The organism is Streptomyces sp. NPDC058653 (genome assembly GCF_042716895.1).
Taxonomy (GTDB): domain Bacteria; phylum Actinomycetota; class Actinomycetes; order Streptomycetales; family Streptomycetaceae; genus Streptomyces.
In genome coordinates this window covers 35,921-60,697 of record NZ_JBHXRM010000051.1, presented here as the reverse complement: position 1 = coordinate 60,697, position 24,777 = coordinate 35,921, and the positions used below count along the sequence as shown (strand labels likewise).

The window sequence follows — 24,777 nt, the reverse complement described above, 5'->3', positions numbered from 1 at the left end:
GTCTCGCTGGCGACATGAGAAACGTACGACCCCCACCCCACCCCCGGCATGGGCCCCAAGACCCAACCCCAGACCCAACCCCACACATAGGCCCACCCACCCAACCGCCCAACCCCTCGCGCCGTACGTCTACTTCCCGCGCTCGGCGGCGTGGTGAGCTGATCGCACAGGAGACGCACCCCGGCGAGCGGTCAGTCAGTCAGTCAGATGCGCGAGCGACGTGATGACGCGGTCGGCGATGCCGTCGGGCCAGGGGAAGGCCTGCGAGACCGCGCGCTGATGGGCGAGCCCGTGCAGCCCGAGCCAGAGCGCCACCGTGTCGCCGTACACGTCCGTGCTGGTGGCCCGGCCCGCGGCGACGCACTCGTCGAAGAGGCCGGCGAGCAGTTCGATGCTGCCCGAGCCGAGCGCGGCCAGATCCGCGTGGGTCAGGGAGCTCTCCCCGAGCGTCGGCAGCCAGAGGCCGCCGAACATCGTGCGGTAGCGCTCGGGATGGAGCCGGGCGAAGTCGAGGTAGGCGTCGCACGCCGCGTAGAGCCGTTCGCGCGGATCGTCGCCGACCGCGTCCACGGCGGCCCGCAGGCTGCTCTCCAGGTCGGCGAACTCTCCCTGTACGACGGCCAGCATGATGGCCGGCTGGTCCGGGAAGTGCGGGTAGATCGACGGGGCGGCGATACCGACCTTGCGCGCGACCGACCGCAGGGTGATCGCGCGTTCGTCACCGGACTCGTCGAGCAGTTCCACCGCCGCCGCGACGATGTCGTCCCGCAGGCGCCCGCCCTCGCCGCGACGGTTGCGCGCCCGGGTGGTCTTCGGTACGGAGGACTGCTCCGACGGCGTCTTCTTCACGCTGTCACCTTACACCGCGAAGTTTATTGCCGTACGAGCTTGCCGCCCTAACTTAACGCTTGTAGTGTTACGACCGTAAGCAAACGAGCGAAGCCCAAGGAGTCCGCGATGACCGGCACCGTCACCACCACCCACGCGACCGAGATCGTCCTGCCCGGCAAGGTCGAGCCGAGCGGTCTGAAGGTCCACCACCGTGAGCTCCCGGCGCCCGTCGCCGGCCAGGTCCTGCTGCGGATGGACGCGACCGGCGTCTCCTTCGCCGAGCAGCAGATGCGCCGCGGTAAGTACTACGACCAGCCGGCCTTCCCCTTCGTACCCGGCTACGACGTGGTCGGCACCGTGACCGCCACCGGCCCCGGCGTCGATACCGCGCTCACCGGACGCCGCTTCGCGGCCGTCACCAAGACCGGCGCCTGGGCCAGCCATCTGCTGCTGGAGGCGGCGGACCTGCTGCCCGTCCCCGACGACGTCGACGCCGTGGCCGCCGAGACCGTCGTCGTCAACGGGATCACCGCCTGGCAGATGCTGCACCGGATGGCCAAGGTCCGCTCCGGCGGGACGATCGTGGTGCTGGGCGCCAACGGCGGCGTCGGCTCCACGCTCGTACAACTGGCCCGGCACGCCGGGATCACCGTGATCGGCACGGCGTCGGCCCGCCATCACGACGCGGTACGTGAGCTGGGGGCGGTCCCGGTCGACTACCGGGACCCCGATCTGTACGGCCGGATCGCCGAACTCGCCCCGGGCGGCGTGGACGCGGTGTTCGACCACGTCGGCGGCACCGGCCTGGTGCGGTCGTGGCGTCTGCTGCGCAAGGGCGGGACGCTCGTCTCGTACGGCAGCGCGGCGACGAAGGACGAGGAGGGCAGTTCGCAGTTGCCCGTACTGAAGGTGTTCGGGCAGCTCCTCCTCTGGAACTACCTGCCCAACGGCAAAAGCGCGCACTTCTACAACTTCTGGGCCGGCCGGCGTCGCGCGGAGTCCTTCCGCCGCAAGCTGCGCGAGGACCTCACGCAGGTGCTGCGCCTGGTCTCGGAAGGCGTGCTCACCCCGCAGATCGCCGCGCGGATCCCGTTGAGCGACGTCGCGTCGGCGCTGTCGCTGGCCGAGTCCCACACCGTCGCGGGCAAGGTCATCCTCGTCCCGGACGCGTGACTCCATCGGCACCACCGGCGCGGACGCACCGCCCGCCCGCGGCGCGGCGCGCCCACGGAACCGCCGGGGAGAGGGCGGCCGACTCCGTACGGAGATCCTGGCCGCCGCGACCCGCCTGCTCGATCGCGGCGACCAACGGGCCTGCACCCTGCGGGCGGTGGCCCGTGAGGCGGGTATCGCCGCGTCCTCCATCTACCCGCACTTTCCCGACCGGTCGGCCATCGTGCTCGCGGTCGCCCGCGAAGCGTTCGCCGAGCTGTCCGGCCGGCTCCGGACCGCCGTCGACGGCGCCGGCCCCGGCTTCGGCCCTGGCCCTGGCCCTGGCCCTGGCTTCGGTTCCGGTTCTGGCTTCGACCTCGGTTCCGGCTTCGGCTGCGGCTTCGGCGGCCAGGCGGGGGAGGCCACTCCTCGTAACGCCGAACAACGCCTGTACGCAGCTTGTTTCGCCTATCTTGACTACGCCGCCGCCCACCCCGAGCGCTACCGCGTGATGTTCGGTGATCTCCCCGACGCCGGAACTCCGCTGAGCCTCACCGAGACCCTCACCGAGGCCATCGCCCACTGCGTCACCGCCGGGCGCTCGACCAGCACCGACCCCCGCACCGACGCCGTCGCGCTCTGGCTCGGCCTGCACGGACTGGCCCACCAACGCGCCATCGCCCACGCCTTTCCCTGGCCCGCCGATCTCGTACGGCCCTTCGTGGCCTCGCTGTCACGCATCGGCCCCCCGGCAGGCCGGGCCCCCTCGTAAACGCACCGCACCGACGCACCGCACCGACGCACCCACCGCACCCACCACGCCGACGCACCCGACGCACCCACCGCACCCCGAGCCAGGAGGTCTCCACCATGTCCGTCGCCACCCCCCTCACCACCCCGTCCACGACCACCACGCCCCGTACGACCGAGGTCGACAACCGCGCGACCTACGTCAGCTTCGGACTCGCCTACGCACTCGGCCACGGCGCGGCCGCGCTCTCCGGGGGCGACAACCCCCAGCTCGATCTGCCCGGCTGGCTGCCCATGACGCTCCTCGGCATCGGGCTCGCGGCCGGCACCGTCAACGCGACCCTCGCCGCCGCCCGCGCCCAACGCCAGGCCACCGGGCCCGACATCCTCACCGGCAAACTGCTCGGCGCCTCCTGGATCGTCGCGTTCACCGCGCTGTTCCTCGCCATCACCGGACTGACGAACAGCCTCGGCATGCCCGACCTCCAGTCCGTTCTCTGGCCGACCGGCTCCGGCCTCGTCGTCGGCCTGCTCTACCTCGCCGAAGGCGCCGTACGCCGCAACATGCTGCACTACACCCTCGGCGTCTGGCTCTCCCTGACCTCCACGGCGGCGCTCTTCCTCGGCACGCCCGGCCTCTACTGGGTCCTCACCCTCGCGGGCGGCGGCGCCTACGCGATCGCGGCGGTCCTCGAACACCACCGGCTCACCGCCCGCCGCGCGATCTGAACGATCCCGCCGCGCGACCTGAACCATCCTGCCGCGCGATCCGAACGACCGTACCCGGCATGGCCGAAACCCCGGTCGGCCGCGAGGATCGAGCACCGGTCGTACGGTCCGCCACCCGGTGTTCTCCACCCCGTAAACCCCGTACGGTCACCGCTCTCCGGCCCGTGTGCGGACCGCCGAAGATGGCCGGAGGGTGAACGATTCCCGCTGCGGCGGATGCGACGGCGGTCGGCGCGGCACCCTCGCCGCCACGCGAGCGGCCTTGCGGCAGCGGCTGGTTGAGGCTTCAACTGGCCGGATCCAGACCGTCGGCCGGGGACCGGGCACTCGTCGATGATCTTCCGCGGCTGTTCACCCGCACGCCGTTCCGGCCTTGCCCGCAGGTGGGACGATCCTGCCCTCCCACTGTCTGCAACGGAGAAACAATGCCCCCGAAGAGAACCTGCGCCGCGCTCATAGCCGTAGCAGTCGCCGCCGGCATGCTGGCCGGGACGGGCGCGGCGAGCGCACACCAGGATTCGCACCAGGACCGGCGGCGGCCGCTCGCCTTCGACCGCACCGCCACCTACCCGGTCTTCCAGAACCGGCCGGCCGGCGAGGACCCCGCCTCCGCGACCGTCGCCGAGATCTCGGCGACCAGCGAGGACGGCCGGACGCTCGTCTACACCGACGCCCTGGCCCGGCGGATCGGCTTCCTCGACATCCGCGACGCCGACCGCCCGCGCGGCCTCGGCACCCTGTCGCTCGCCGAACTCGGCGACGCCGAGGACGAGCCGACCTCGGTGGCCGTCGTCGGCGGATACGTGCTGGTCGTGGTCAACACCAGCGCCGACTTCACCCACCCCTCCGGCCGGCTCGACGTCATCTCCCTCAACAACCGCCGACGGGTGGCCAGTTACGACCTCGGCGGCCAGCCCGACTCGATCGCGATCAGCAAGGACAAGCGGTACGCCGCCATCGCGATCGAGAACGAGCGCGACGAGGAGGCGACCCCGCCCGGAGGCGAGGAGGGCGATCTGCCCCAGCTCCCGGCCGGCTTCGTACAGCTCGTCGACCTCAAGGGCGCCGCGCCCACCCAGTGGCGTGCGCGTGCCGTCCCGCTGACGCGCCCCGACGGCACGGCGCTGCCCGCGCTGGTCGCGGCCGGGATCACCGAGCCGACCGACCCGGAGCCGGAGTACGTCTCCGTCAACAGCCGCAACCAGCTGGTCGTGACGCTCCAGGAGAACAACGGCGTCGTCGTGCTGGACCTGCCGACCGGCAGGATCACCAAGGCATTCAGCGCCGGAAGGGCGTCGGTCGACGGCATCGACACCGTCGAGGACGGCAGCATCGACCTGACCGGCTCGATCACCGACGTACCGCGCGAGCCCGACTCCGTCGGCTGGATCGACGACCGCTACCTGGCCACCGCCAACGAGGGCGACTGGCGCGGCGGCACCCGGGGCTGGTCGATCTTCGACAGCCGTACCGGCAAGGTCGTCTGGGACGCGGGCAACACCTTCGAGGCGCTCGCCGCGCGTCACGGACTGCACAACGAGTCGCGGGCCGAGAAGAAGGGGACCGAGCCGGAAGGCCTGGCGATCGCCGAGTTCGACGGGGTGCGCTACGCGTTCGTCGGCTCGGAGCGGAGCAACTTCGTCGCCGTGTACGACCTGAGCCGGCCGACCGCCCCCGTCTTCCGCCAGATACTGGCCACCACCAACGGCCCCGAGGGGCTGCTGCCGATCCCGTCGCGCTCGATGCTCGCGGTCTCCAGCGAGGAGGACGACGCGTCGGTCAACGTACGGGCGTCGGTGAGCCTCTTCCGCCTCGGCAGGAACACGCCCTCCTTCCCGAGCATCGTCTCGGCGGACGACTCGACCGGAGCGCCGATCGGCTGGGGCGCGCTCGGCGCGCTCTCCGCCGTGCCCGGCAGGTCGAACCAGCTCTACAGCGTCACCGACGCGGCGTACTCCACCACCAAGATCCTCACGATCGAGGCGGCGCGCCAACCGGCCGTCATCACACGGTCGTTGACGGTCAAGGACGCCGAGGGCCGGCCGACCGGTTACGACGTGGAGGGCATCCACGCGCGTAAGCAGGGCGGCTTCTGGCTCGCGGTGGAGGGCACGACCGGCGCGGGCAACAAGCTGGTCCGCCTGGACGGCGCGGGGAAGACCCGGCAGGTCGTATCCCTCCCGGCGGACATCGCGGCGGGCCTCGCGGGCCAGGGCTTCGAAGGCGTCACCGCGACCACGGACCGCCACGGACACGAGGTCCTGTGGGCCGCGCTCCAGCGCGAGGTCAAGACCGACCCGGCGGGCACGGTCCGCCTCGGCAGGTACGACGTCGAGGCCGGCACCTGGAGCTGGTACGGCTACCGGATCGGCAGCACCACCACGCCGGGCGACTGGATCGGCCTCTCCGAGATCACGGTGGTCGGCGACAGGCTCGCGGTCATCGAACGGGACAAGCTGAACGGCCCGGCCGCGAAGATCAAGCGTGTCTACACGGTCGACCTCCCGAAGTCGGCGGCCCCGTCCGGCGAACTGCGTGTACTCCCGAAGAAGCTGGCCCACGACGTCCTGCCGGACCTCCGCGAGACGAACGGCTGGACCCAGGAGAAGCTGGAGGGCCTGACGGTGGCCGGCAACGGCGAGGTCTACGCGGTGACGGACAACGACGGCCTGGACAACGCCACGGGCGAAACGACGTTCCTGCACCTCGGCTCCACCCGCAAGATCTTCGACCACCACTGACTCCCAGCGCCTGCCCCCACCCAACGCCCCACCTCACGGCCGCCGGCACAGAGCCGACGGCCGTGAGCGGTCGGTCGGCCCCTGACAGTCGCCACCCCGGCCGCGGTGCGAGGCGGCGTTCAGTCGGTACTCGTGTGTGCCGCGAGTGCGTCGATCAGTGTTGGCCAGAGGGCGCGGGGGCGGTCGTGGCCCATGTCCGGGATCAGCAGGAGTTCCGCGTCCGGGACCAGGGCCGCCGTGCGCTCGCCGCCCGAGGGGGCGATCAGTGTGTCGTCGAGGCCGTGGATCACCAGGGTCGGGACGCGGAGCTCCCGGAGCGCGTCGGCGCGGGAGCCCGCGAGGACCATCGCCGCGAGTTGGCGTGGGGCGCCGGCCGGGTAGTACGCGCGGTCGTAGGCAGCGGCGGCCAACTCGCGGAGGGGCGCGGCATCCCCGTACCGCTTCGACGCCCACACCAGTTCCCTCTCCGCCGCCGCGACGTACCCCTCACGGTCCGACGGCTTCGGCGCGGAGAGCACCGCGCGGGCCTCGGGCGTGGACGCGCCGTACTCCGGCTCGCCGGTCGAGGACATCATCGACGTCAGGGACAGCACCCGCCCGGGACGGCCGATCGCCATCGTCTGCGCGATCATCCCGCCCATCGATGTCCCGACCACATGCGCCCGTTCGATGCCGAGCGCCGTGAGCAGACCGAGACCGTCGTCCGCCATGTCCTCAAGCGTGTACACCCGCATCGCGAGCGCGGACGGGAGATCTCCCGAGCGGACCGCGGCCATGAACGCGCCCGCGTCGACGGGGTGGTCGTCGAACTTCGTGGAAAGCCCGCTGTCGCGGTTGTCGTAACGGATGACGTGGCGGCCACGCCGCGCCAGCGCGCGGCAGAAGTCCTCGTGCCAGGCGATCATCTGGGCACCGAAGCCCATCACCAGCAGGACCGGCGGGTCGGAGGGGTCACCGAACGTCTCGTACGCGAGGGACACTCCGGGCGAGGTTTCAACAGTTGGCATGGATCGCAGTGTCCGTCATCGCAGGTCACGGCGCAGCCGGTTATGGGACGCCCGCCCAGGACCGTCCGCGGCACGTCCCCCGCACATCCCCCGCGCCTCCTCCATGCACCCTCCATGCAATGACATGGATCACAAAAGTGACCTGCGCGGAGAAAGCAACTATCCCCGTATGTGGCGAATGTCCGGCACATGGGGGGTCTGCACCGCACTCGTCGCGTTTTCAACCTGCTTCCGCCAACCGCGTTTCCGGTCATACGATCCCGACGAAGCCCCGCGTGACGCCCACCGCGGGGATCGCCTCAACTCTTCTGAACACGCATGTAGAGCCAGCTTTTCCACCTGCTTTCCGGGACCCGAGAAGGACGTCCGTTGAAGATTCGCCGCACGCTTGCCACGGCTGTTGTCGCCGCCGTCACCACCCCCGTCATCCTGCTCACCGTCACGCCCGCGCTCGCCGACGCCCAGGCGTCCGCCGCGTCCGCCGCGTCGGCCGCCCAGCAGCGAGGTGCGCAGGACAAGCCGTCCATCGAGGAACTGGAGAAGGCCGCCGAGAAGGCGCAGAAGGCCTACGAAGAGGCCGAAGCCGCCTACCAGGCCGCACGGGTGGTCCTCGAAGCGGCGATCTCCGACGACGCGCCTCTCGCCGTCGCCGCGAAGGAGGCCAAGAAGGAGGCGGCCGACGCCGCCACCGCCAAGGAGAACGCCGACAAGGCGCTCGCCGACGCCAAGACGGCACTCGCCGCGCTGCCCGAGACCGCCACCCCCGAGGAGAAGGCCGCGGCGGAGAAGGCCGTCACAGACGCCGAGACCGCCGCCACGGCCGCGGCGGGCGCCAAGACCACCGCCGACGAGAAGGCCGCGGCGGCCGGCCGCGCCAGGGACGACGCCCGCGTGGAGGCCGTCCGCGAGTACGGCAAGGTCCAGAACGCCCTGAAGGCAGCCCTCGCGGAGAAGGAGGCCGCCGACAAGGCGCTCGCCGACGCCAGGGACGAGGCGGGGAACCCCGGCGAGCCCAGCTGTGTCCCGGAGAACAAGCTCACCACCGTCATCAACGGCCTGCCGTCCAAGCTCGTCGCGGGCTCCACGACCGTCTTCTCCGTCCGCGTCACCAACGGCACGAAGAAGACGTTCGACAAGGTCTCCCCGAGCGTCAACTTCCACGCCACGGACAACGGCGGCCACAACGTCATCGACGACGCCTTCCACCTCCAGTGGTCGACCGCCGCGTCCCCGGCCTGGAAGAACGTGGGCGAGGACCACAAGGCGGGCTCCATCAGCGCGCTGAAGGGCGGCGCCCACGCCGATGTGAAGCTGCGCCTGAAGGTCGACGCGAAGGCCCCGGCCGGGCACGGCGTCGCCTTCGTGGCCGGTAACTACGTCAACGACGACGAGACCTGCGGCGGCAACTTCTCGAGCGAGTACGCCTTCGAGCTCCTCCCCGCGGGCAGCTCCGTGGGAGACGACGTCGAGGAGGCCGAGCCGGGCAAGACCCCGCCGGCGTCCCCGGACAACAAGCCGCAGGGCGGCACGTCCGACGTGGCGAACACCGGCGGCGACGGCGACGACAGCGGCTCGCTCGCCAGCACCGGCTCCTCCTCGCCCCTGCCGCAGCTCGCCGCCGCGGCCGGCGGGGCCCTGGCGCTGGGCGCGGCCGCGCTCTTCACCGTCCGCCGCCGTCGGGCCGGCTCCGCCTCCTGACCCGGCTTCACCTGCCGCACCACGGCGAAGGGCGCCCCTCCCGAGGGGCGCCCTTTCGCGTCGTACGGGGCCGGACGACCTCGCCCGACCAGGCACCACGAGCCGGAACGCCACCGTCGAAGTTGCGGGGGCGCGGAACGCTGCGCAAGGTGGAGGGAAAGGGACCCGCCCTGACGGGCTGACGAGCCTCCGGACGCCGACACGCTCCGCACGCTCGGGCCCCGCACCCTGTCCGACGCCACCGAGCAGAGGACCGACCATGGGGACGACGGAAACCTCCCGCGCCGTGCCGCCCGCTCTTACTGCGTGGCCCCGGCTGCGCGTCGACGACTGGACCGAGACCCGCGAGACGCTGCACATGTGGACCCAGATCGTGGGCAAGGTCCGGCTGGCACACGCCCCCCTGCTCAACCACTGGTGGCAGGTGGTGCTCTATGTGACGCCGCGCGGGCTGACCACCTCCGCCGTTCCCCACGGCACCGGAGCCTTCGACATCGAGTTCGACTTCGTCGACCACGCGCTGCGGCTGCGTACCAGTGACGGAGGCGCCCGCGGCATTCCCCTGGAGTCCATGCCGGTGGCCGACTTCGACGCCCGTGTCGGGCAGGCGCTGGAGGAGCTGGGCATACCCACGCCCATCCAGGACCACCCCAACGAGGTCGAGCCGGCCATCCCGTTCTCCTCGGACTACGAGCACCACACCTACGACCCACGTGCGGCGCACCTGTTCTGGCGTCAACTCCTCCAGGCGAACCGGGTGTTGGGAGCGTTCCGCGCACGCTTCGTCGGCAAGGTGAGCCCGGTGCACTTCTTCTGGGGCGGTATGGACCTGGCGTGCACCCGGTTCTCGGGGCGCCCCGCGCCCCCGCACCCCGGGGGCGCGCCGAACTGCGGTGACTGGGTCATGACCGAGGGGTACTCGCACGAGCTGAGCAGCTGCGGATTCTGGCCCGGTGGCGGGGAGGAGGGGGCGTTCTACTCGTACGCCTATCCCGAGCCCGCCGGGTTCGCCGAGGGCACGGTCACCCCCTCGGAGGCCTTCTACAGCCGGCAGAACGGGCAGTTCCTGCTGCCGTACGAGGCGGTGCGCACCGCCGACGATCCGGACCGCGCACTCGCCGGCTTCCTCCAGAGCACCTACGTGGCCGCCGCGGACCGCGCCGGATGGGACCGGGCGGCTCTGGAGACCGATCCGGAGCGCTGGGCCGACCGGTGAGCGGCGCCCGCCCCCTGGGGCGGGCGGAGACGACGACGGCGGCCGAGTGGACGACGCACACGAGCGGAAGGACCGACCTCATGACCGACGATCTGCCGACGCCCGCCGAGGGCTTGGTGCTGACCCACTTCCTGACCGTGCGGGACGTCGCGGTCTCACGTCGTTTCTACGCCGATGTGTTCGGCGGGCAGGTGGTGCTGGAGGAGAACCCCTGCATCGTGAAGATCTCCAACGCCTGGATCATCATGAACCCCGGCGGTGGCCCCACCTCGGACAAGCCCGACATCGTCCTCACCGCCCCCGAGCCCGGCGACCCGGTGTCCTCGTTCCTCAACGTACGGGTGGCGGACATCGCGGCCTTCCACGAGCAGGCGGTCGCCAAGGGGGCGGAGTTCCTCACCGAGCCCATCGACCGCAAGGCCGAAATCCGGTGCTACATCAAGGATCCGGACGGCTACCTGATCGAGATCGGACAGGCCACGGGCATGGCGAGGGGCGTCTTCGCGGACCGCGCGGACCCGCCGGGGAAGTAGTGCGCATTCCATTGGCGAGCGACTTCGGCACCCCCAACACCGGCTAAATCAACGGCCTTTCGGAGATGTGATCGGATTACGCTGTGGGAAGTGGTTGTCCGTTGCCGTGGTAGAATTCGGTGAATTCACAGGACGCCACAAAAAAAGGGGAATGGCGTGAATACCGAGAAGGTTGCGGCTCGACGTCTTACGGCCGGAGAGGTTGCGGAGTTGGGCCTCCAGGACGGGATCTTCGTCTCGGCCGAGATGGAAGGCCTTCCTCTCGACTGCTTCGCCCCGGCTTTCCTTACGGAGCCGGGTAAGAATTCCGAGGGAGGTTCCTTCACCGCGAGGACGGTTTTCGGTGAGGAAATCCATGTTCTCCCGGACAATGCCGAAGAGCGCGGTATCTGGGTCGCCGACAAGGCGGGGGAAGAAATCGAGGTTCTCCAGAGCGCCGGCGTCCTCCTGAATCTCGCCCTCTTTGTGCCCAACGGCAACAAGGACTCCCTGGAGGCGCTCTACACCGTCGCGCGGGACGCGTTCGGCGTGGGGATCGTCCAGCGCTGGAGCGAGGAAGTCGCCGAGGTTCCGGACGTCAAGGTCGACCTCTTCGAGGAGCCGGCCCGGGGCCGGAAGAACACCAACAACCAGAATCGCGACCGTCGCGCCCTGGACATCTACCCGACGCGGGTGCGGTTCCTGGAGCCCAGCGAGGGCTGGAAGTTCATCGTCGAACCGCACAAGGAAATCGTCGACGACACACCGACGATCTGAACCCACGGCCGCCCGAACCCCGGCCCGAACGCCGGCCTGAACCCGGGCCCGGCGGTTCCCTCCAGTCAGACGCGGACGGCCCATGAGGACTCATCGAGAGTCCTCATGGGCCGTCCGTATGCCCGCCTCCGGCGCGTCAGGCTTTCTGCGCCCGGTCGTACACCTTCTTGGCCGTGGCCCCGAACACCTCGCCGTACATCTTCGTCGGCGTCAGGGCGTCCAGCGAGGCGTTGACCGAGACCAGGACGCCCTTGCCGGTGGTGGAGTCGAAGTCGGCCAGCCACGGTCCGCCGCTCGCGCCGCCCGTCAGATCGCAGGGGATGCGCTGCATGCCGCTCTCCTTCTTCGCCGTACCGACGCAGCGCAGGAGCTCCTCGCCGAGCTGCGGGCGGGTGGCGGAGTAGCCCAGGGCGGAGACGGTGCCGCCGACGGGCCGGCTGAAGGCGATGGCCTGGCCGCCCACGACGTCGGTGAGCTTCCGGCCCTTCTTGTCGGCGTCGACCACCAGGGCCGCCAGGTCGTTCGTGGAGTCGTTCACCCAGGCACGCGGCGCCGCGGCGCTGCGTACCGCGAACACGCCGTACGGCTTCTTGCCCTTGTCGTAGCCGGGGACGAAGACCATCGTGGTGTTGGTGTTGCCGGGGGACGAGCCCCGCCGGACGCAGTGCGCGGCGGTCATCACGGCGGACCGGTTGGCGCTCTTGACGGCGGTGGCGGTGCACCAGGTGTCGGCGCCGTTCGTGTTGACGAAGAAGAGCCGCCCCACGGTCTTGAGGGCGGTGCCCCGGTACGGCTTGGCCTTCGGCCCCGTAGGACCGAGATCCACCGACTTCCCGACGGCCTTGATCCGGGCGGTCGTCCAGTAGGCGAGGGCCTCGCGGCGCTCCTTGGCGGTGTACGACAGGACGGAGACGGGGTCGGCAGCGGCGGCGGCACCGGCCTGCCCGACGGCGGCCGACGCGGTGACGGGCACGGCGAGGACCACGGCCGCACCGGCCACGGCGAGTCCCATGACCCGCCCACGAAGGCTCCGGATGAGGGGAGTTGATGTCTGGGACATGACGGCTGTCTCCTCGGCTGTTACGTGCGGGGCGTGCGGGGCTTGTCGGGCGCTCTGCAAGAGAGGGGAAGCGGCTCACTCGGTTGCGCCGCCGACGATCTGTGACAGTGCGCGGATATACGACGCGGGGTGCGCGGCCCGGCGTGCGAAACGGGATCGCCGGGACGGGCTACCCCCGCGCTCAGCGGACCGGGAAGCCGAATGTGTAGCCCTGGTCCTTGAGTTGGGGGAGGAGTTGGCGCAGGGCCTCGACCGTTTGGGTGCGGTCGCCGCCCGCGTCGTGGAAGAGGAGCGTCGGTCCGTTGGGGAGTTCGCGTTCGACCGTGGCGACGATGGCTTCCGTGCCCGGGCGTTCGAAGTCCTTCGTGTCCACGTTCCAGCCCAGCGGGCGCATGCCCCGGGATGCGGCGAGTTCGCGGCTGTACGGGGTGAAGGCCCCGCCCGGCGCGCGGTAGTACATCGGGCGTACGCCCCCGGAGGCCTTGGTGATCATGCGTTCCGCGTCGAGGATCTGCTTCGACTGGTAGGCCCGGGAGTCCTTGTCCATGGCGGTGTTGTGCGACACCGAGTGGTCGCACAGCCGGTGCCCGTCCGCGACGACCCTCTTCACGAGGTCCGGGTGGGCCTGTGCCTGCGTCCCCACCATGCAGAATGTGGCCTTCACGTCGTACTCCCGCAGCAGGTCGAGCACTTGGGGGGTCCAGACGGGGTCGGGGCCGTCGTCGATGGTGAGGTTGACGCCGCGCGGCCCCTCCTCCGAGGCGTGCGCGATGGTCTCGGCGACCGGCTTGAGGTCACCGGCGGGCGTGGCCGGCGCGGTCGGCCTCGGTGACGGTTCGCTCGCCGTGCCGACCTGTGTGGCCCACACCGAGGCGCCGGTGGCGAGCATCGTCACCCCGAGCGCCGCACCGATCAACTTGCTGTACCAGCCGCGTCCGCCGTGCCGTGCCATGTCCGCTCCTTATGGGCAGTCCCTCGTCGGTCCCCGGTCACCTCGCGACCACCTGTCAGGACGAGGCGGTCGGGCCGGGGGATGCGTCCGTTACGGATCACGGACAACACCGGGAGGGTTCGCGGACAACTCCGGGCGAGGCGGGGACCGGACCCACGGAAAGGGGTCGGCACTCGCCGCCCTAGTTCGCCGCCCCGTCCAGCAGCCAGTGGTAGCGCAGCCGCAGCGCCCGCTCCATGCTGCCCAGCGCCGCCGCGACCCCGAGCGCGATGTTGAGCCACAGCGGCAGATGCACGGGCGAGTCGAAGCCCCCGACGCGTGAGGCGACCGGAGGTATCCGGGAGAGCGGTTCCACGATCTGTACGGCCAGAAGACCGGCGCCGATGAGAAGCACGATCAGCGAGCAGAAGCCGATCCACCGGCTCAGCGCCCGGTGGTCGCGGTCGAGGCGGGCGCGGCGGCCCTCGGCGGAGGCGGGATCCGGGACGAGCTGGTGCTCCGCTCCCGCCGTGGTGACGTAGTGGCAGCGTTTGATCCCGAAGCCGCTCATCGCCACCTCGATCCTGCCGTCCGGTACGGGGAAGACGGCGGGGAGCTTGGACTCGGCGTGGAGCCTGCCGTCGAGGTACAGGTGCGCCTCGACGTTGCCGGAGCTCTGGTTCTGCCAGTGCCGTACATCTACCGCGTACGCCGCCGGACGACCGTCGTGCCGCCGCAGAGGCAGATGGAACAGCGCCCGGCCCGGCAGCTGCCACCAGCGGAAACGTTGCAGGGGCCGCCCGTCCCCCGGTCGTACGCGCCTCGCGGCCCGGCGCCGCCGCCGCTCCTTGAACATCGCTCAGCCTCCCTGGCTAGTACGGTGTACTAGTGTCATGGGAGCTAAGCTATCACGGCGTACTAGTACGGTGTGATGAGAGGCGGCGGCAGTGGTGGAGAACGAGAAGAGGACCGGCACGCGTGACCGGATCCTCGCGGCGGCCGCGGCGATGATCGGCGAGGACCCTTCGGTGAACCTGAGCGTGCGAGCGGTCGCCGCCCGCGCCGGGGTGAGCACCGGATCGCTCAGGCACTTCTTCCCGACGCAGCGCGAACTGCTGGACGCCGTACTCACCGTCATCTACGACCACGTGGTCTCCGAGGGCGGGATCCACGACCGTTCGGTACCGGCACGGGACCGGCTGGTGAACTGCCTCCGCCAGGTGCTCGCGCCCGCCGGGGTCGGGGAGCAGGCGCGCGAGGCGTGGACCAGACTGTTCGAGACCTTCATCGCCCCCGAGCCGACCGACGAGGTGCGTGCGGCGTATCTCGCCATGGACCGGGAGGGGCAACGCCGTGTCGAGTCCTGGCTGGCGGTCCTCACTCAGGAGGGCGCGCTGGCCGCGGGCGAGAACACACGGCGGGCGAGATTCCTGATGACTGTCCTCAACGGACTCGCGACCGAGAGGGCGTTGCCCGCCGAGAAGTCGATCCTGCGGTCCGAGACGGAGACCCTGTACATGGCCGTCGACTGCGTTCTCGGCACACGCATGTGACGATCCATCACCTCACGCACGCGACGACCGGCCCCCGCGTGCCGGCGTGGGCGACCACCCTTGCAGCTCCCGCGAATCCCCGTCCCGAGCTTCCCGGTTTCGGTGGAACCGGAGCCTGTCCCATGTATACCTAAGGTAACCGCATCAGTGTGATTTGTGATGGTGTGAATTCGGGGTCTTCGGGGCATTGTGCCGGAGATCGGTACGGTGACAGGCGCGAGGGGGGCGGCTCGGCTGTGAGTGAGAACGCGGGAAGAACCAACAAGGAACGGCTCGACGGGGTGTTACGCCGCAGGCGCGAGCAACTCCCGTTGGTGGACGCTCAGATCGAGCAATGGCATCGGATTCAGGGGCTGATCGGAGAGCTCGGCGACACGGCCGCCGGCGGCACACCGGCGGGCCGTACGGCGGTTGCCGGCACACCGGTTGGCGGCACGGCGGTCGGTGGCACGGCGGTTGGCAGCACAGCGGTCGGCGGCACCGCTGCGGGAGGCACCGCGCCCGCGAGCACCGCGCCCGCCGCCACCCCCGCCGACGAGGGTGAACCGGCCGCCGCGCTGCGCCGGTTGGACGTGGCCGAGATGGCACGCGCCGCGCGCGACTGCCTGGAGGTCCTCGGGACCGTACGGAGGAGGGTGAGCCGCGCCACCGTCAACATCGGTGTCAGCGGCCGGGCCAGGAACGGCAAGAGCACGGTCCTCCAGTCGCTGTCGGGACTCGACGACCGGCAGATCCCCAGCGGTCGCGGCCAGCCGGTGACCGCCGTGCGCAGCCGGATCTACCACTCGTCGACCGATCGGGGCGCCCGGCTGACGATGCATACGGAGGCTTCGTTCCTCCGCGACGTGATCGCCCCGTACCACGAGGAGCTCGGCCTGCTGCCGGCCCCGCGTGACCTGGCGGAGTTCGTCCGGTACCGCTACCCGAGCGTGGCCGACGGGGTCGAGGGACCCGATCAGCCCCGGCTGGCGCCGATCCTCGCGCGCGTGCGCGAGGCGCACGAGGCACTCGACTCCTACCGCGGCCATCTCACCGGCGAGGCGCGGACCGTGGACCTGACCGACATCCGCGCCTGGGTGGCCTACCCGGACGCCGGTTCCGGCCCCGCCGCGCGCCCCTACCTCGCGGTCAAGGACGCGGCGATCACCTGCGCGTTCCCCGTCGAGGACGTGACGGCGCTCGGGCTCGTGGACATGCCGGGCCTGGGCGAGCTGGTCCCCGAGGCCGAGGCGCACCACCTCGAAGGGCTGCGCAACGACGTCGACTTCGTCATCGTCGTCAAACGGCCGACGGACACCAACGCCATGTGGGCGGAGGAGGACGCCCGCGCCCTCCAGCTCATCGGCAGCGTCTGCACCGTGGCCGACGTACGGGACTTCGCCGCCGTCCTCGTGAACACCGGCGACTGCCTGCCGGAGAACGTCAAAGCCCTCGATGACGACCTGCGGGAGCGGCTCAACGGCCTCGACAGCGAACGCGGTTACTGGGTGATCCTCGCCGACGGCGCCGACCGGGACACCGTACGGGACCAGGTTCTCCAGCCGATCCTGGAGCACCTCGCCGACGCGCTCCCCCGGATGGACCGGCTGGTCATCGAGGACGCGGTCGCCGTCTGCCAGGACCGGCGCGACCGGATCGAGAGCGAGCTCGCCGCTTGGTCCGACGCCCTCAGGGCGGCGTTCGTGCCGACGACGACGGAGCAGACCATCGCCCGCGCCGAGGAGTTGCGCGCGGAGGTGGCGGCGTCCGTGCAGGAGTGGGTGGACTTGCTGCGCGTCCGGGCCGCGGACGACTACGAGGACACCGAGTTCTACGAGCGGGTCGCCGAGGTCCACCGGGACGTACGGGCCTGGGTGCTCGACGGCTTCGGTGAGGGCGGCGACGTGTGGCGCGAGCGGGCGCTCAGCCGCTTCCGGGTGGACCGGGCGTCCCTGCCGTTCGCGTCCGGTGAACTCAACCGGGTCCGGGTCGAGATGGCCCGCCGCTTCTCGGCCGTGGATGATCTGCTGACGCGGCGCAGGGACGAGTACTGGGCGGGTCTGGTCACCGCTCTCGGGCCCCGGTTCGCGCTCCTGGCCGAGGAACCGGCGCGGCCCGGCCCCTCACGGCACCAGTCGGCTCTCCCGTCAAGTCGGCGAGTGAGCAAGGGTGTTGAGGAGCCCAGGCAGCCTCAGGACGTGCTCGCCGCCCTCGCCGACATCCTTGGCAACGCACCCGATCCCTGCCCCGGCCTGGCCGGCACGCTCCGGTCGGCCCTGGACGTACGGCTCGACTACCGGACCCGGATGCTGCCGAGGCTCCGTCGCGCCCTCGGCGTACTGCTGCCCGAACCGGACGACGTGTCCGACAAGGGCCCCACCAGCCTGCTCGCGGTGGAGCGCACGGCGGCGGGCGCCGAGTTGCTGTTCGACCGCGTCACCCAGCTCGCCCGGCAGGCCGCCTACGACGCTCACGCGGTGCTGGCGCAGGAGCCGGGCACGACGGCCCAGGCGCTGTTCGCGTACGGCGAGCAGTTCGAGGACGCCCTGGTGCGGTCCGACTCCTCGGCGGCCGAGTTCAGGCGCCTGGTGGGCGGCTTCCAGGACCGGGTGTGGCCCGACGACGCCCGGGGGCCGAGGGCGGCGACGGAGCGGCTGCGCCAAGTGCGCTCGCTGCTGGGGGAGTTGCGCGAGCTGATCACCGCGGAGGCGCCACCGGGCACGTCGCCACCAGGCACGTGGCTTCCGGGCGCGCTGCCGTCGGCCCCATGGCGGGCGGGCGCGGGCGCGAACGGAAAGGGCGTACGGCGGTGACTCTCTCGTTCAAGACCTCGATGGTCGGCCCCTCCAGGGTCGGCAAGACCACCCTGATCACCGCCATCCTGGCGGAGACGGAAACCATGCTCGCGGGCAGCGGCATCGCCCTCGTCATGAACGAAGCGACCGAGATGCGGATCCGCAAGAACCGCAAGGACCTCCGACGCGCCGTCGAGGCACGGGAGTTCGACGCGGGCTCGCTCGGCGGCAACCAGTCCATGTTCCGTTACGAGGTGGAGCTGCGGGCCGCGGGCGACACCGAGACGGACCCCGGCATCCCGTTCAGCATCCTGGACTACCCCGGCGGCTGGCTGGACCCCGCGGTGCGTATGAGCAGTGCGGAGGCCCAGCGGGACTGGCCGGCGTGCGAGGAGCACATCACCGAGAGCCTCATGCTGCTGCTCCCGGTGGAGGCGGCTGTCCTGATGGAGGCGGTCACGCCCGCGCAGCGCCGCGCGGTGGCCGATCTGCTCGGTTTCGAGGACGTCGAGGCCATGGCCCGCAAATGGGCCCGCGCGCGCAACCTCCCCGAGCACCGTGACGAACCCGCCGTCGTGGTCATCGCCCCGCTGAAGTGCGAGAAGTACTTCGACGACAACGGCGGCACGGGCCGGGACGCGGTGCGGCTGCGGACGCTGGTGGAGGCCAAGTACCAGTCCGTGATCGACATCATCCGGGAGGAGACCACCGACCGGGCGGTACGGGTGGTCTACGCGCCCATCGACACGTACGGCTGCGTCGATCTCATGGAGGGCGAGTGGATCGAGCGGCAGGACGAATACGGCTCTCCCACTCTCGACTTCCGGGGGCACTACCGCTTCCGCGAGATCCCGCCCGTGGTACGGCCCAAGGCGGCCGGCTCCGTGATGCGTGAGCTCTGCCAGTGTGTCGTCTCCGGGCGGCGTACGGCGGAGCAGCGCAGGGCCGCCGAGGCCCAGGGCTCGTACCAGGCCGCCCTGGAACGCAGGACGGAGCAGAAGGGCTTCTGGGGAGCGCTCGACTACTACCTGAACGGCGAGGCGCTGGCCAACAGGGCGGCCAGGCTGCGCAGCCGCCGGACCCTCGCGGAGGCGCGGGAGCGGCAGGAAGAGCTGAACACGATGCTGAGCCGTCTCGCCGGGCAGCCCGTGGACGACCGGGTCGACGAGTGGAAGACGAGCTGATGCGCGCCTACGTGATGACCCGGGGCACCCAGCGCCGGCAGGACTACGCGTTCCTCGGCGACGCCCCGCCCGACCTGTGGTGGGAGACCGTCGCCGCCTGGGTGTTCCTGGAGAGCGAGGAGTTGGTCGTCCGGCGGCGGGGTGCGGCCTCGACCGGGCTGCTGATCAGCGGAATCCCCTCGCGGCGTACCGATGTGATCGGCACCCGGATCCGGTTCACGGTCGTGGTGGACGACGTGCACGACGACCCGGTGTTCGCGGAGCGACTCGTACGGTGCGGGCTTGATCCCGCCGAGCGCGCGGCCCTGGGCGCGGCGCTGGACACGGCCTTCGACGCGGACTTCGTGGACGCGCGGCTGGCGGGCGGGGACGGGGAGGTCGAGACCCCGCTGCTGGCCGCGCTGCGGCAGGGCACGGACGGGCCGGACGGGGCGGCGGAGACGGCCGCCGGTGCGTCCGGCCGGCGCTCGGAGAAGGACCGCCGGCGCTCGGAGAAGGACCGCCGGGGGTCCTGGGCCGGGGACGCGGGGGACGAGACGGCGGTACGGGCCTTCCGGGCCCGCGTCCGTCGGCTGCTGGAGTCGGAGCGGCCCGGGTGGGCGTTCGCCACCCACGCGGTGGGAACTCTCGACGGGGCGCGGCGGGTGGCCGGCGCGCTGCCGCACGAGGTGGCCGTTCTGCTGCACGACAGCGACGACGACGGCGAGTTGCGGGGAGTCGAACCGCTGGGAAAAGCGCCCGTCCCGGCGGGCCGCCGGGACACCACGGGCGAACCGGCACCGGGCGGGGACAAGCCGTCCCGTACGGCTCCGAGGACGACGCCGAGCGCTACGAATATGACGACGCCGGGCGCTACGACTCCGACGACGCCGGGCGCTACGACTCCGACCACGCCGGGCGATACGACTCCGACGGCGCCGGGCGGTCGCTGGACATCGGGGGGTCGCCCGACATCGGCGGGGGCGGCGACGGCTCTGGTGACGCTCCTCCTGGTGACGGCGATCGCGGTCTGGTGGCTGGTCCGACTGCTGGGATGACCTCCCTGGAGGAACTGCTCGTCGCCCAACAGGGCCTCTACCGGATGGAGTTCTCGCTTCCGGGCAGGTCCCTGACCGCGAAACGGCGGTACGAGGTGGACGTGCGCGTACTCGCTCCCGTCGTCACCGGCGAGGTGCTGCTCAAAAGTGGCTGGGTGCCCCTGCGCGGCTACATCGTCCAGCGTGAACGGCGTCGGAACCCCTATGCCGATCACGACTGGGTGAAGGGCCGGTTCGTCTTCACGGTGGGCAGCTCCCGGCAGGAGGTGCGGATCGAGTTCGACTCCTCGTTCAACGGGAGCCCGCAGAACGTGCTGACCTCGTTCGCCGAGGCGGTGAGCCCGTACCGCTCCGACGATCTGCCGCGCCATCTGGCACGCGTCGTACAGGACGCGGGGCGCGGTCTCGACCACGTACGCGAGGTCTGCGCGGAGCTGGCGGGACACGACGACCCGGAGAGCCGGCTCGCGTACGCCGAGGCTCTCCTGGCCCAGGCGCGGCTGCTGCTGCTCCTCGACCAGGGGGCGGCGGCGGCCCGCGTCGGCGAGGAGGGCGCGGGGGCGGCCCGGGAGTCCGGTCTGCCGCCCGGCGCGCGCATGGCGACGTCGGGTCGGGATCTCGCGTGGGCGCTCGACCTGCGGGGACGGGCCGCGGCGGCGGCGCGGGTCACCGACGGCCTGAGCGCGGCGGCCGAAGGCGGCGGCGCCGGACCGGCGGCGGGCGGGGCCCCGGAGCCCGGGAGCACCGGGGAGAAGCGGAGAACGGAAGGGGAGGAAGTCGAATGAGCGACCCTGTCGAGCGCATCCTCGAACTGATCAACGCCCTGGGGCAGCGCGTGCTCTCCTACCAGGAGACACAGGACGCGCACTGTCTCCTGAACGCCGACGTGCCCGCGGAATTCGCCGAGTTGCGCCGGCTCGCGGGGCGCCCCGGCATACCGGAGGGCCTTGCGAGGCGGGCCGGACTGGCCGGCGCCTGGCTGCTGTTGTGCCGCTCCGACGTACTGCCGCCGACGGAGGCCGAGCAGTCGCGGGACTGGGCCTTCGACATCTTCCGGGACATCCTGCTCACCGAACCGGAACTGGTCCCGGATCTCGTACGCCGGGAGGTGGAGGCCCGCGAAGCGGCTGCCGCCGGGACCGGCCCCGACGGAGGGGCCCCGGACGGCCTCCCCACCCAGATGGTGGAGGAGGCGCTGCGGATCCTCGACGGCGCCTCGGACCCGGCCGGCCTGAAGCGGGGCCTGGACCTCATGCTGGGTGCCCTCGACGCGACGCCGGCGGACCATCCGTTCGCCTTCGCGGTGGCGACGTCGGCGGGCCCGCGCGCCCTGCAACTGTTCCTGCTCTCCGGCGAACTGGCCTATCTGGAACGGGCGGTGTCGCTGCTGACCTCCGTGGTCGCCGCGCTGGGGGCCGACGAACCGACCCGCCCCGCGATGCTGATGAACCTCAGCTCGGCCCTGACCGCACGCCACCGGAGCGGGTCCTCCGTACGGCAGCCGGGAGACATCGACGAGGCGCTGCGCCACGCCCGCGAGAGCGTGGCACTCGCGCCGGCCGGTCACGAGGACCACGTCGGCTGCGTGGGCGCGGTGGTGCTGGCGTTACAGCTGCGCTACGAGACGACCGGCTCCTTCGCCGACCTCGACGAGGCCATCGCCACCGGCCTCGCCGTGCTGGCCGAACCGCGGGGCCCGAACGAGGACACGGCGTGGGCGCGGAGCACGGTGCCGCTGCTCCAGGGGAACCTGGCGGCGGCGCTGCGGGTGCGCTTCGAGGCCCTCGGCGACGCGGCGGACCTCACGGAGTCGGTGCGCTGGGTCCGCACCTCCATCGCCGCCACACCTCCGGCCGACCCGGAACTCCCCCGCCGGATGGTCACCCTGGGCACGGCACTGAGCCTGGGCCCCCGGCTGCCGGAGGGGAGTACGGCGGGGGCGGGGAGCGTGGGCGTACCGGGGGCGGGCGCACCGGAAGGGCGCGCGTCCGAGGCGAGGGCACCGGAGGCGGGCCCACCGGCAGCCGGCCCACCGCAGGCGGGTGCACCGGCGGCGACCGCACCGCAGGCACCCCCACCCGTCCCCACCGTGGCCGACCTCCTCGAAGAGGCCGTGCAGTGGTGTCGGAAGGCCGAGAGTCTGCTCGTCGAGGGCAGCTCCGCCACTCCCGACGTGCTGTCCGGACTCGGGCTGGCGTTGCGCGCCCGTGCCGAGTGGCTGGGGGACTCCGGCGACGCCGAGGAGGCCGTCCGGTACTGCGAAAACGCCCTCGCGCGGCTGCGCGCGGACGACCCGAGGCACGCGCCCTACGCGGGGAACCTGGCGTACGCGCTCGGCCTCCTCCACGAGCTCACCGGGCGGCGGACCGTCCTGGACCGCGCGGTCGCGGTGGGGCGCGAGGCGGTCGCCGGGATCGACGCGACCGCGCCCGCGTTCCCGGTGCTCATGTCGACCCTCGGCGCGACGCTTCAGAGACGGTTCACCGTCGCCCGCCACCCCGACGACATCAACGAGGCCGTGGAGGCCGGCCGCGCGGCGGTCGACGCGCTTCCCGACGGCCACAACGACCGCGCCGCCTTCCTGTCGAACCTGGCGGTGGCGCATCGCGGTCGCCACGGCTGGTTCGGCGACCCCGCCGACCTCGGGGAGGCCGTCCGGCTGATCTCCCGGGCGGTGGCGCTGGTGGCCGTGGACGACCCCGAACGCACCTCGCTGCTCTCGCACTTGGGTATGCTGCTGCGCGTCCGGTACGAGCGGGACGCCGCCCCCGCCGATCTCGCCGAGGCGCTGAAGGCCACCTTCGCCGCTGTCTCCGCGACCCCGACGGGCCATCCCGAGGCGGCGGGCCGGGCCAACAATTACGCGCTCGCCGCACTGGCCCAGTACGAGTCCGACGGTGACACCGAGGTCCTCGAGAACGTCATCCGGCTGGCCCGCCAGGTACTTGACGACACCTCGGCCGACCGTCCCGACCACCCCGGACTCGCCGGGAACCTCGCGTTCGCCCTGAGACGCCGCCATGACATCACCGGCTCCGCCGAGGACGCCGACGAGGCGCTGCGGCTGTGGCGCGAAGCCGCACACCGTACGGACGCGCCCCCGCACACCCGCCTCGTCGCGGCGGAGAACTGGGCCGTGTTCACCGTCGAGTCCACCGGTGACGCCCGTGCCGCCATGCCCGGATACGCCCTCGGTGTCGACCTGCTGAGGGTCATCGCGGGGCGCGGCCTCGACCGGGCCGGCGGTGAACAGGCCCTGGCCCACTGGACCCGGCTCGCCGCCGACGCGGCCGGCAACGCGCTCGCCGCCGAGGAGCCGGAGCAGGCCCTGCTGCTCCTCGAAGCCGGCCGCGCGGTGATCTGGTCCCAACTGCTGGAGAACCGCGCGGACATGTCGGGGCTGCTGACCGACGACGACCCCGTCGTGCGCGCGCTGGCCCGGCGCCTCGGCGAGCTGCGCGATCTGCTCGGCACCCTGCCCGACCCGGCCGCGTCGTCCCTCCCGGTCGCCGGCCGGGGCGGCGGCGAGGGCGCCGCCGTCCACCGTACGGACCGGCGCATGGAACTCGCCGCCGAGCTGGACCGTACGGTCGAGGAGCTGCGCGCCCGCCGCCCCGACTCCGCGTTCCTGAGCCCACCCGGCATGGACGCCCTGCACACGGCGGCGGCCGACGGCCCGGTCGTCGTCGTCAACGTGGGCCGGTGGCGGTGCGACGCGCTCGTCCTGCACGGCGGGCGGATCAGGGTGGTGCCGCTGGACGTGTCCGCGGCGCGGGTGGCCGAACAGGCGCAGGAGTACCTCACGGCGCTCCAGACGTACGAGACGGAACAGCGCTCCTTCGCCGCGGCCCTCGGTCTGGAGGACAGCCTCACCGACATCCTCGCCTGGCTCTGGGACGAGGTCGCCGGCCCGGTACTGGACGAACTGGCCCTCACCGCCGGGTCCGACGGGGAACCCGCCCGCATGTGGTGGTGCCCGACCGGGCCGCTGGCGCTGCTTCCCCTCCACGCGGCGGGTCACCACTACGCGGGCGCGCCGCCGGACTGGAACGTCCCCGACCGGGTGGTGTCCTCGTACGCGCTCACGCTGCGGGCCCTGCTGGACGCCCGCGCCGCCGCGCACGGGGGTACGGGTCCCGGAACCGACCCGTTCCTGGTGGTCGCCCTGCCGGAACCGCCCGCGCTCCCGGAGACGGACACCCCTGCTCCGGGGGAGGAGCCGCTCCCACCGGTCGCCGCGCTGCCCGCCGTCGCCCGCGAACGGGACCGGCTCCGCGAACTGCTGACCGACCCCGCCCCCACCGTCCTCGAAGGCCCGGAGGCCCTACGGTCCTCCGTACGCGCGGCCATGGAGACGCACCGGTGGGTCCATCTCGGCTCCCACGGCACCCAGCGACTCGACGCGCCCTCGAAGGGCGGCGTGCTCCTGGCCGACGGCGTGCTGACGATCGCCGAACTGGCGGACGGGCGGGGCGGCGGCGAGTTCGTCCTCCTGTCGGCCTGCAAGACCGCGCTCGGCGGCGCCGCCATTCCCGACGAACTGGTCTCCGTGACGGCGGTGCTCCAGTACGCCGGCTGGCGCCATGTCATCGGCACGCTCTGGTCGGTGGACGACGAACGCACCGCCGATCTGACCGGTCTGCTGTACGAACGGATGATCGAGGACGGCACGATCCGTACCGACCTGGCCGCCCGCGCCCTCCACGGCGCGGTCCGCACGCTGCGCCGTGACGACATCGACAACGAGGTCCGCTGGTGGATCCCGTACCTGCACGCCGGGCCGTGACGGACCCGGCCCCGACACACGCCAACGACCCCGACGCGA

At 71.8% G+C, this 24,777-nt stretch carries 19 protein-coding genes; 14 read left to right on the top strand and 5 right to left on the bottom strand.

The features are described from left to right. Positions 1 to 195 precede the first annotated feature (195 nt). Positions 196 to 849: a TetR/AcrR family transcriptional regulator gene (locus tag ACFWU9_RS31585; protein WP_384324492.1), complete on the bottom strand. Its 654-nt coding sequence runs from the start codon at positions 847 to 849 to the stop codon at positions 196 to 198. A gap of 108 nt (positions 850 to 957) precedes the next feature. Here ACFWU9_RS31585 and ACFWU9_RS31580 point away from each other — a divergent pair, with 108 nt between their 5' ends. The 4 genes from ACFWU9_RS31580 (at position 958) to ACFWU9_RS31565 (ending at position 6,203) form a co-directional block, all read left to right on the top strand. Beyond that, positions 958 to 2,004: a medium chain dehydrogenase/reductase family protein gene (locus tag ACFWU9_RS31580; protein ID WP_384324491.1), complete on the top strand. Its 1,047-nt coding sequence runs from the start codon at positions 958 to 960 to the stop codon at positions 2,002 to 2,004. Positions 2,005 to 2,008: 4 nt separating this feature from the next. After that, positions 2,009 to 2,755 (top strand): TetR/AcrR family transcriptional regulator, encoded by a 747-nt coding sequence (locus ACFWU9_RS31575; protein ID WP_384324494.1) that lies wholly within the window; start codon positions 2,009 to 2,011, stop codon positions 2,753 to 2,755. A 98-nt stretch (positions 2,756 to 2,853) separates the two neighbouring features. Continuing rightward, positions 2,854 to 3,462 (top strand): ABC transporter permease, encoded by a 609-nt coding sequence (locus ACFWU9_RS31570; protein ID WP_384324490.1) that lies wholly within the window; start codon positions 2,854 to 2,856, stop codon positions 3,460 to 3,462. A 425-nt stretch (positions 3,463 to 3,887) separates the two neighbouring features. Continuing rightward, a complete protein-coding gene (locus ACFWU9_RS31565; RefSeq protein ID WP_384324489.1) occupies positions 3,888 to 6,203 on the top strand; it encodes an esterase-like activity of phytase family protein in 2,316 nt (771 codons plus the stop codon). 119 nt (positions 6,204 to 6,322) lie between these two features. On the opposite strand, the gene ACFWU9_RS31560 is transcribed toward ACFWU9_RS31565, so the two are convergent. Then, complete coding sequence (locus tag ACFWU9_RS31560) at positions 6,323 to 7,210, bottom strand: alpha/beta fold hydrolase (protein WP_384324488.1); 888 nt, start codon at positions 7,208 to 7,210, stop codon at positions 6,323 to 6,325. A 369-nt stretch (positions 7,211 to 7,579) separates the two neighbouring features. Here ACFWU9_RS31560 and ACFWU9_RS31555 point away from each other — a divergent pair, with 369 nt between their 5' ends. The 4 genes from ACFWU9_RS31555 (at position 7,580) to ACFWU9_RS31540 (ending at position 11,413) form a co-directional block, all read left to right on the top strand. Next, positions 7,580 to 8,908, top strand: coding sequence for a peptidase (locus ACFWU9_RS31555; RefSeq protein WP_384324487.1), 1,329 nt, complete (start codon positions 7,580 to 7,582; stop codon positions 8,906 to 8,908). Between the two features lie 259 nt (positions 8,909 to 9,167). Next, positions 9,168 to 10,124, top strand: a complete 957-nt coding sequence (locus ACFWU9_RS31550) for a DUF5996 family protein (RefSeq protein ID WP_384324486.1) — start codon at positions 9,168 to 9,170, stop codon at positions 10,122 to 10,124. An 80-nt stretch (positions 10,125 to 10,204) separates the two neighbouring features. Next, positions 10,205 to 10,657: a VOC family protein gene (locus ACFWU9_RS31545; protein ID WP_384324485.1), complete on the top strand. Its 453-nt coding sequence runs from the start codon at positions 10,205 to 10,207 to the stop codon at positions 10,655 to 10,657. Between the two features lie 156 nt (positions 10,658 to 10,813). Next, on the top strand, positions 10,814 to 11,413 hold the full coding sequence (locus ACFWU9_RS31540) for a hypothetical protein (RefSeq protein ID WP_384324484.1): 600 nt from the start codon (positions 10,814 to 10,816) through the stop codon (positions 11,411 to 11,413). A gap of 136 nt (positions 11,414 to 11,549) precedes the next feature. On the opposite strand, the gene ACFWU9_RS31535 is transcribed toward ACFWU9_RS31540, so the two are convergent. The 3 genes from ACFWU9_RS31535 to ACFWU9_RS31525 form a co-directional block, all read right to left on the bottom strand. After that, entirely contained in the window at positions 11,550 to 12,473 is a 924-nt protein-coding gene (locus ACFWU9_RS31535) for a trypsin-like serine peptidase (RefSeq protein ID WP_384324483.1), read from the bottom strand. A 181-nt stretch (positions 12,474 to 12,654) separates the two neighbouring features. Then, positions 12,655 to 13,425 (bottom strand): polysaccharide deacetylase family protein, encoded by a 771-nt coding sequence (locus ACFWU9_RS31530; RefSeq protein ID WP_384324482.1) that lies wholly within the window; start codon positions 13,423 to 13,425, stop codon positions 12,655 to 12,657. A 181-nt stretch (positions 13,426 to 13,606) separates the two neighbouring features. Beyond that, complete coding sequence (locus tag ACFWU9_RS31525; protein ID WP_384324481.1) at positions 13,607 to 14,260, bottom strand: hypothetical protein; 654 nt, start codon at positions 14,258 to 14,260, stop codon at positions 13,607 to 13,609. Positions 14,261 to 14,351: 91 nt separating this feature from the next. Here ACFWU9_RS31525 and ACFWU9_RS31520 point away from each other — a divergent pair, with 91 nt between their 5' ends. The 6 genes from ACFWU9_RS31520 to ACFWU9_RS31495 all read left to right on the top strand — a co-directional run bounded on the left by ACFWU9_RS31520 (position 14,352) and on the right by ACFWU9_RS31495 (position 24,738). Continuing rightward, complete coding sequence (locus tag ACFWU9_RS31520) at positions 14,352 to 14,957, top strand: TetR/AcrR family transcriptional regulator (protein ID WP_384324480.1); 606 nt, start codon at positions 14,352 to 14,354, stop codon at positions 14,955 to 14,957. Positions 14,958 to 15,193: 236 nt separating this feature from the next. Then, entirely contained in the window at positions 15,194 to 17,749 is a 2,556-nt protein-coding gene (locus ACFWU9_RS31515) for a hypothetical protein (RefSeq protein WP_384324479.1), read from the top strand. Further along, complete coding sequence (locus tag ACFWU9_RS31510; protein ID WP_384324478.1) at positions 17,746 to 18,915, top strand: hypothetical protein; 1,170 nt, start codon at positions 17,746 to 17,748, stop codon at positions 18,913 to 18,915. Before ACFWU9_RS31515 ends, ACFWU9_RS31510 begins: the two co-directional genes overlap by 4 nt. Next, positions 18,915 to 19,952, top strand: coding sequence for a hypothetical protein (locus ACFWU9_RS31505; protein ID WP_384324477.1), 1,038 nt, complete (start codon positions 18,915 to 18,917; stop codon positions 19,950 to 19,952). The genes ACFWU9_RS31510 and ACFWU9_RS31505 overlap by 1 nt, the downstream gene beginning before the upstream one ends. Beyond that, on the top strand, positions 19,949 to 20,737 hold the full coding sequence (locus tag ACFWU9_RS31500) for a hypothetical protein (RefSeq protein ID WP_384324476.1): 789 nt from the start codon (positions 19,949 to 19,951) through the stop codon (positions 20,735 to 20,737). The genes ACFWU9_RS31505 and ACFWU9_RS31500 overlap by 4 nt, the downstream gene beginning before the upstream one ends. Then, positions 20,734 to 24,738, top strand: a complete 4,005-nt coding sequence (locus ACFWU9_RS31495) for a CHAT domain-containing protein (protein WP_384324475.1) — start codon at positions 20,734 to 20,736, stop codon at positions 24,736 to 24,738. Before ACFWU9_RS31500 ends, ACFWU9_RS31495 begins: the two co-directional genes overlap by 4 nt. Positions 24,739 to 24,777: the final 39 nt, after the last annotated feature.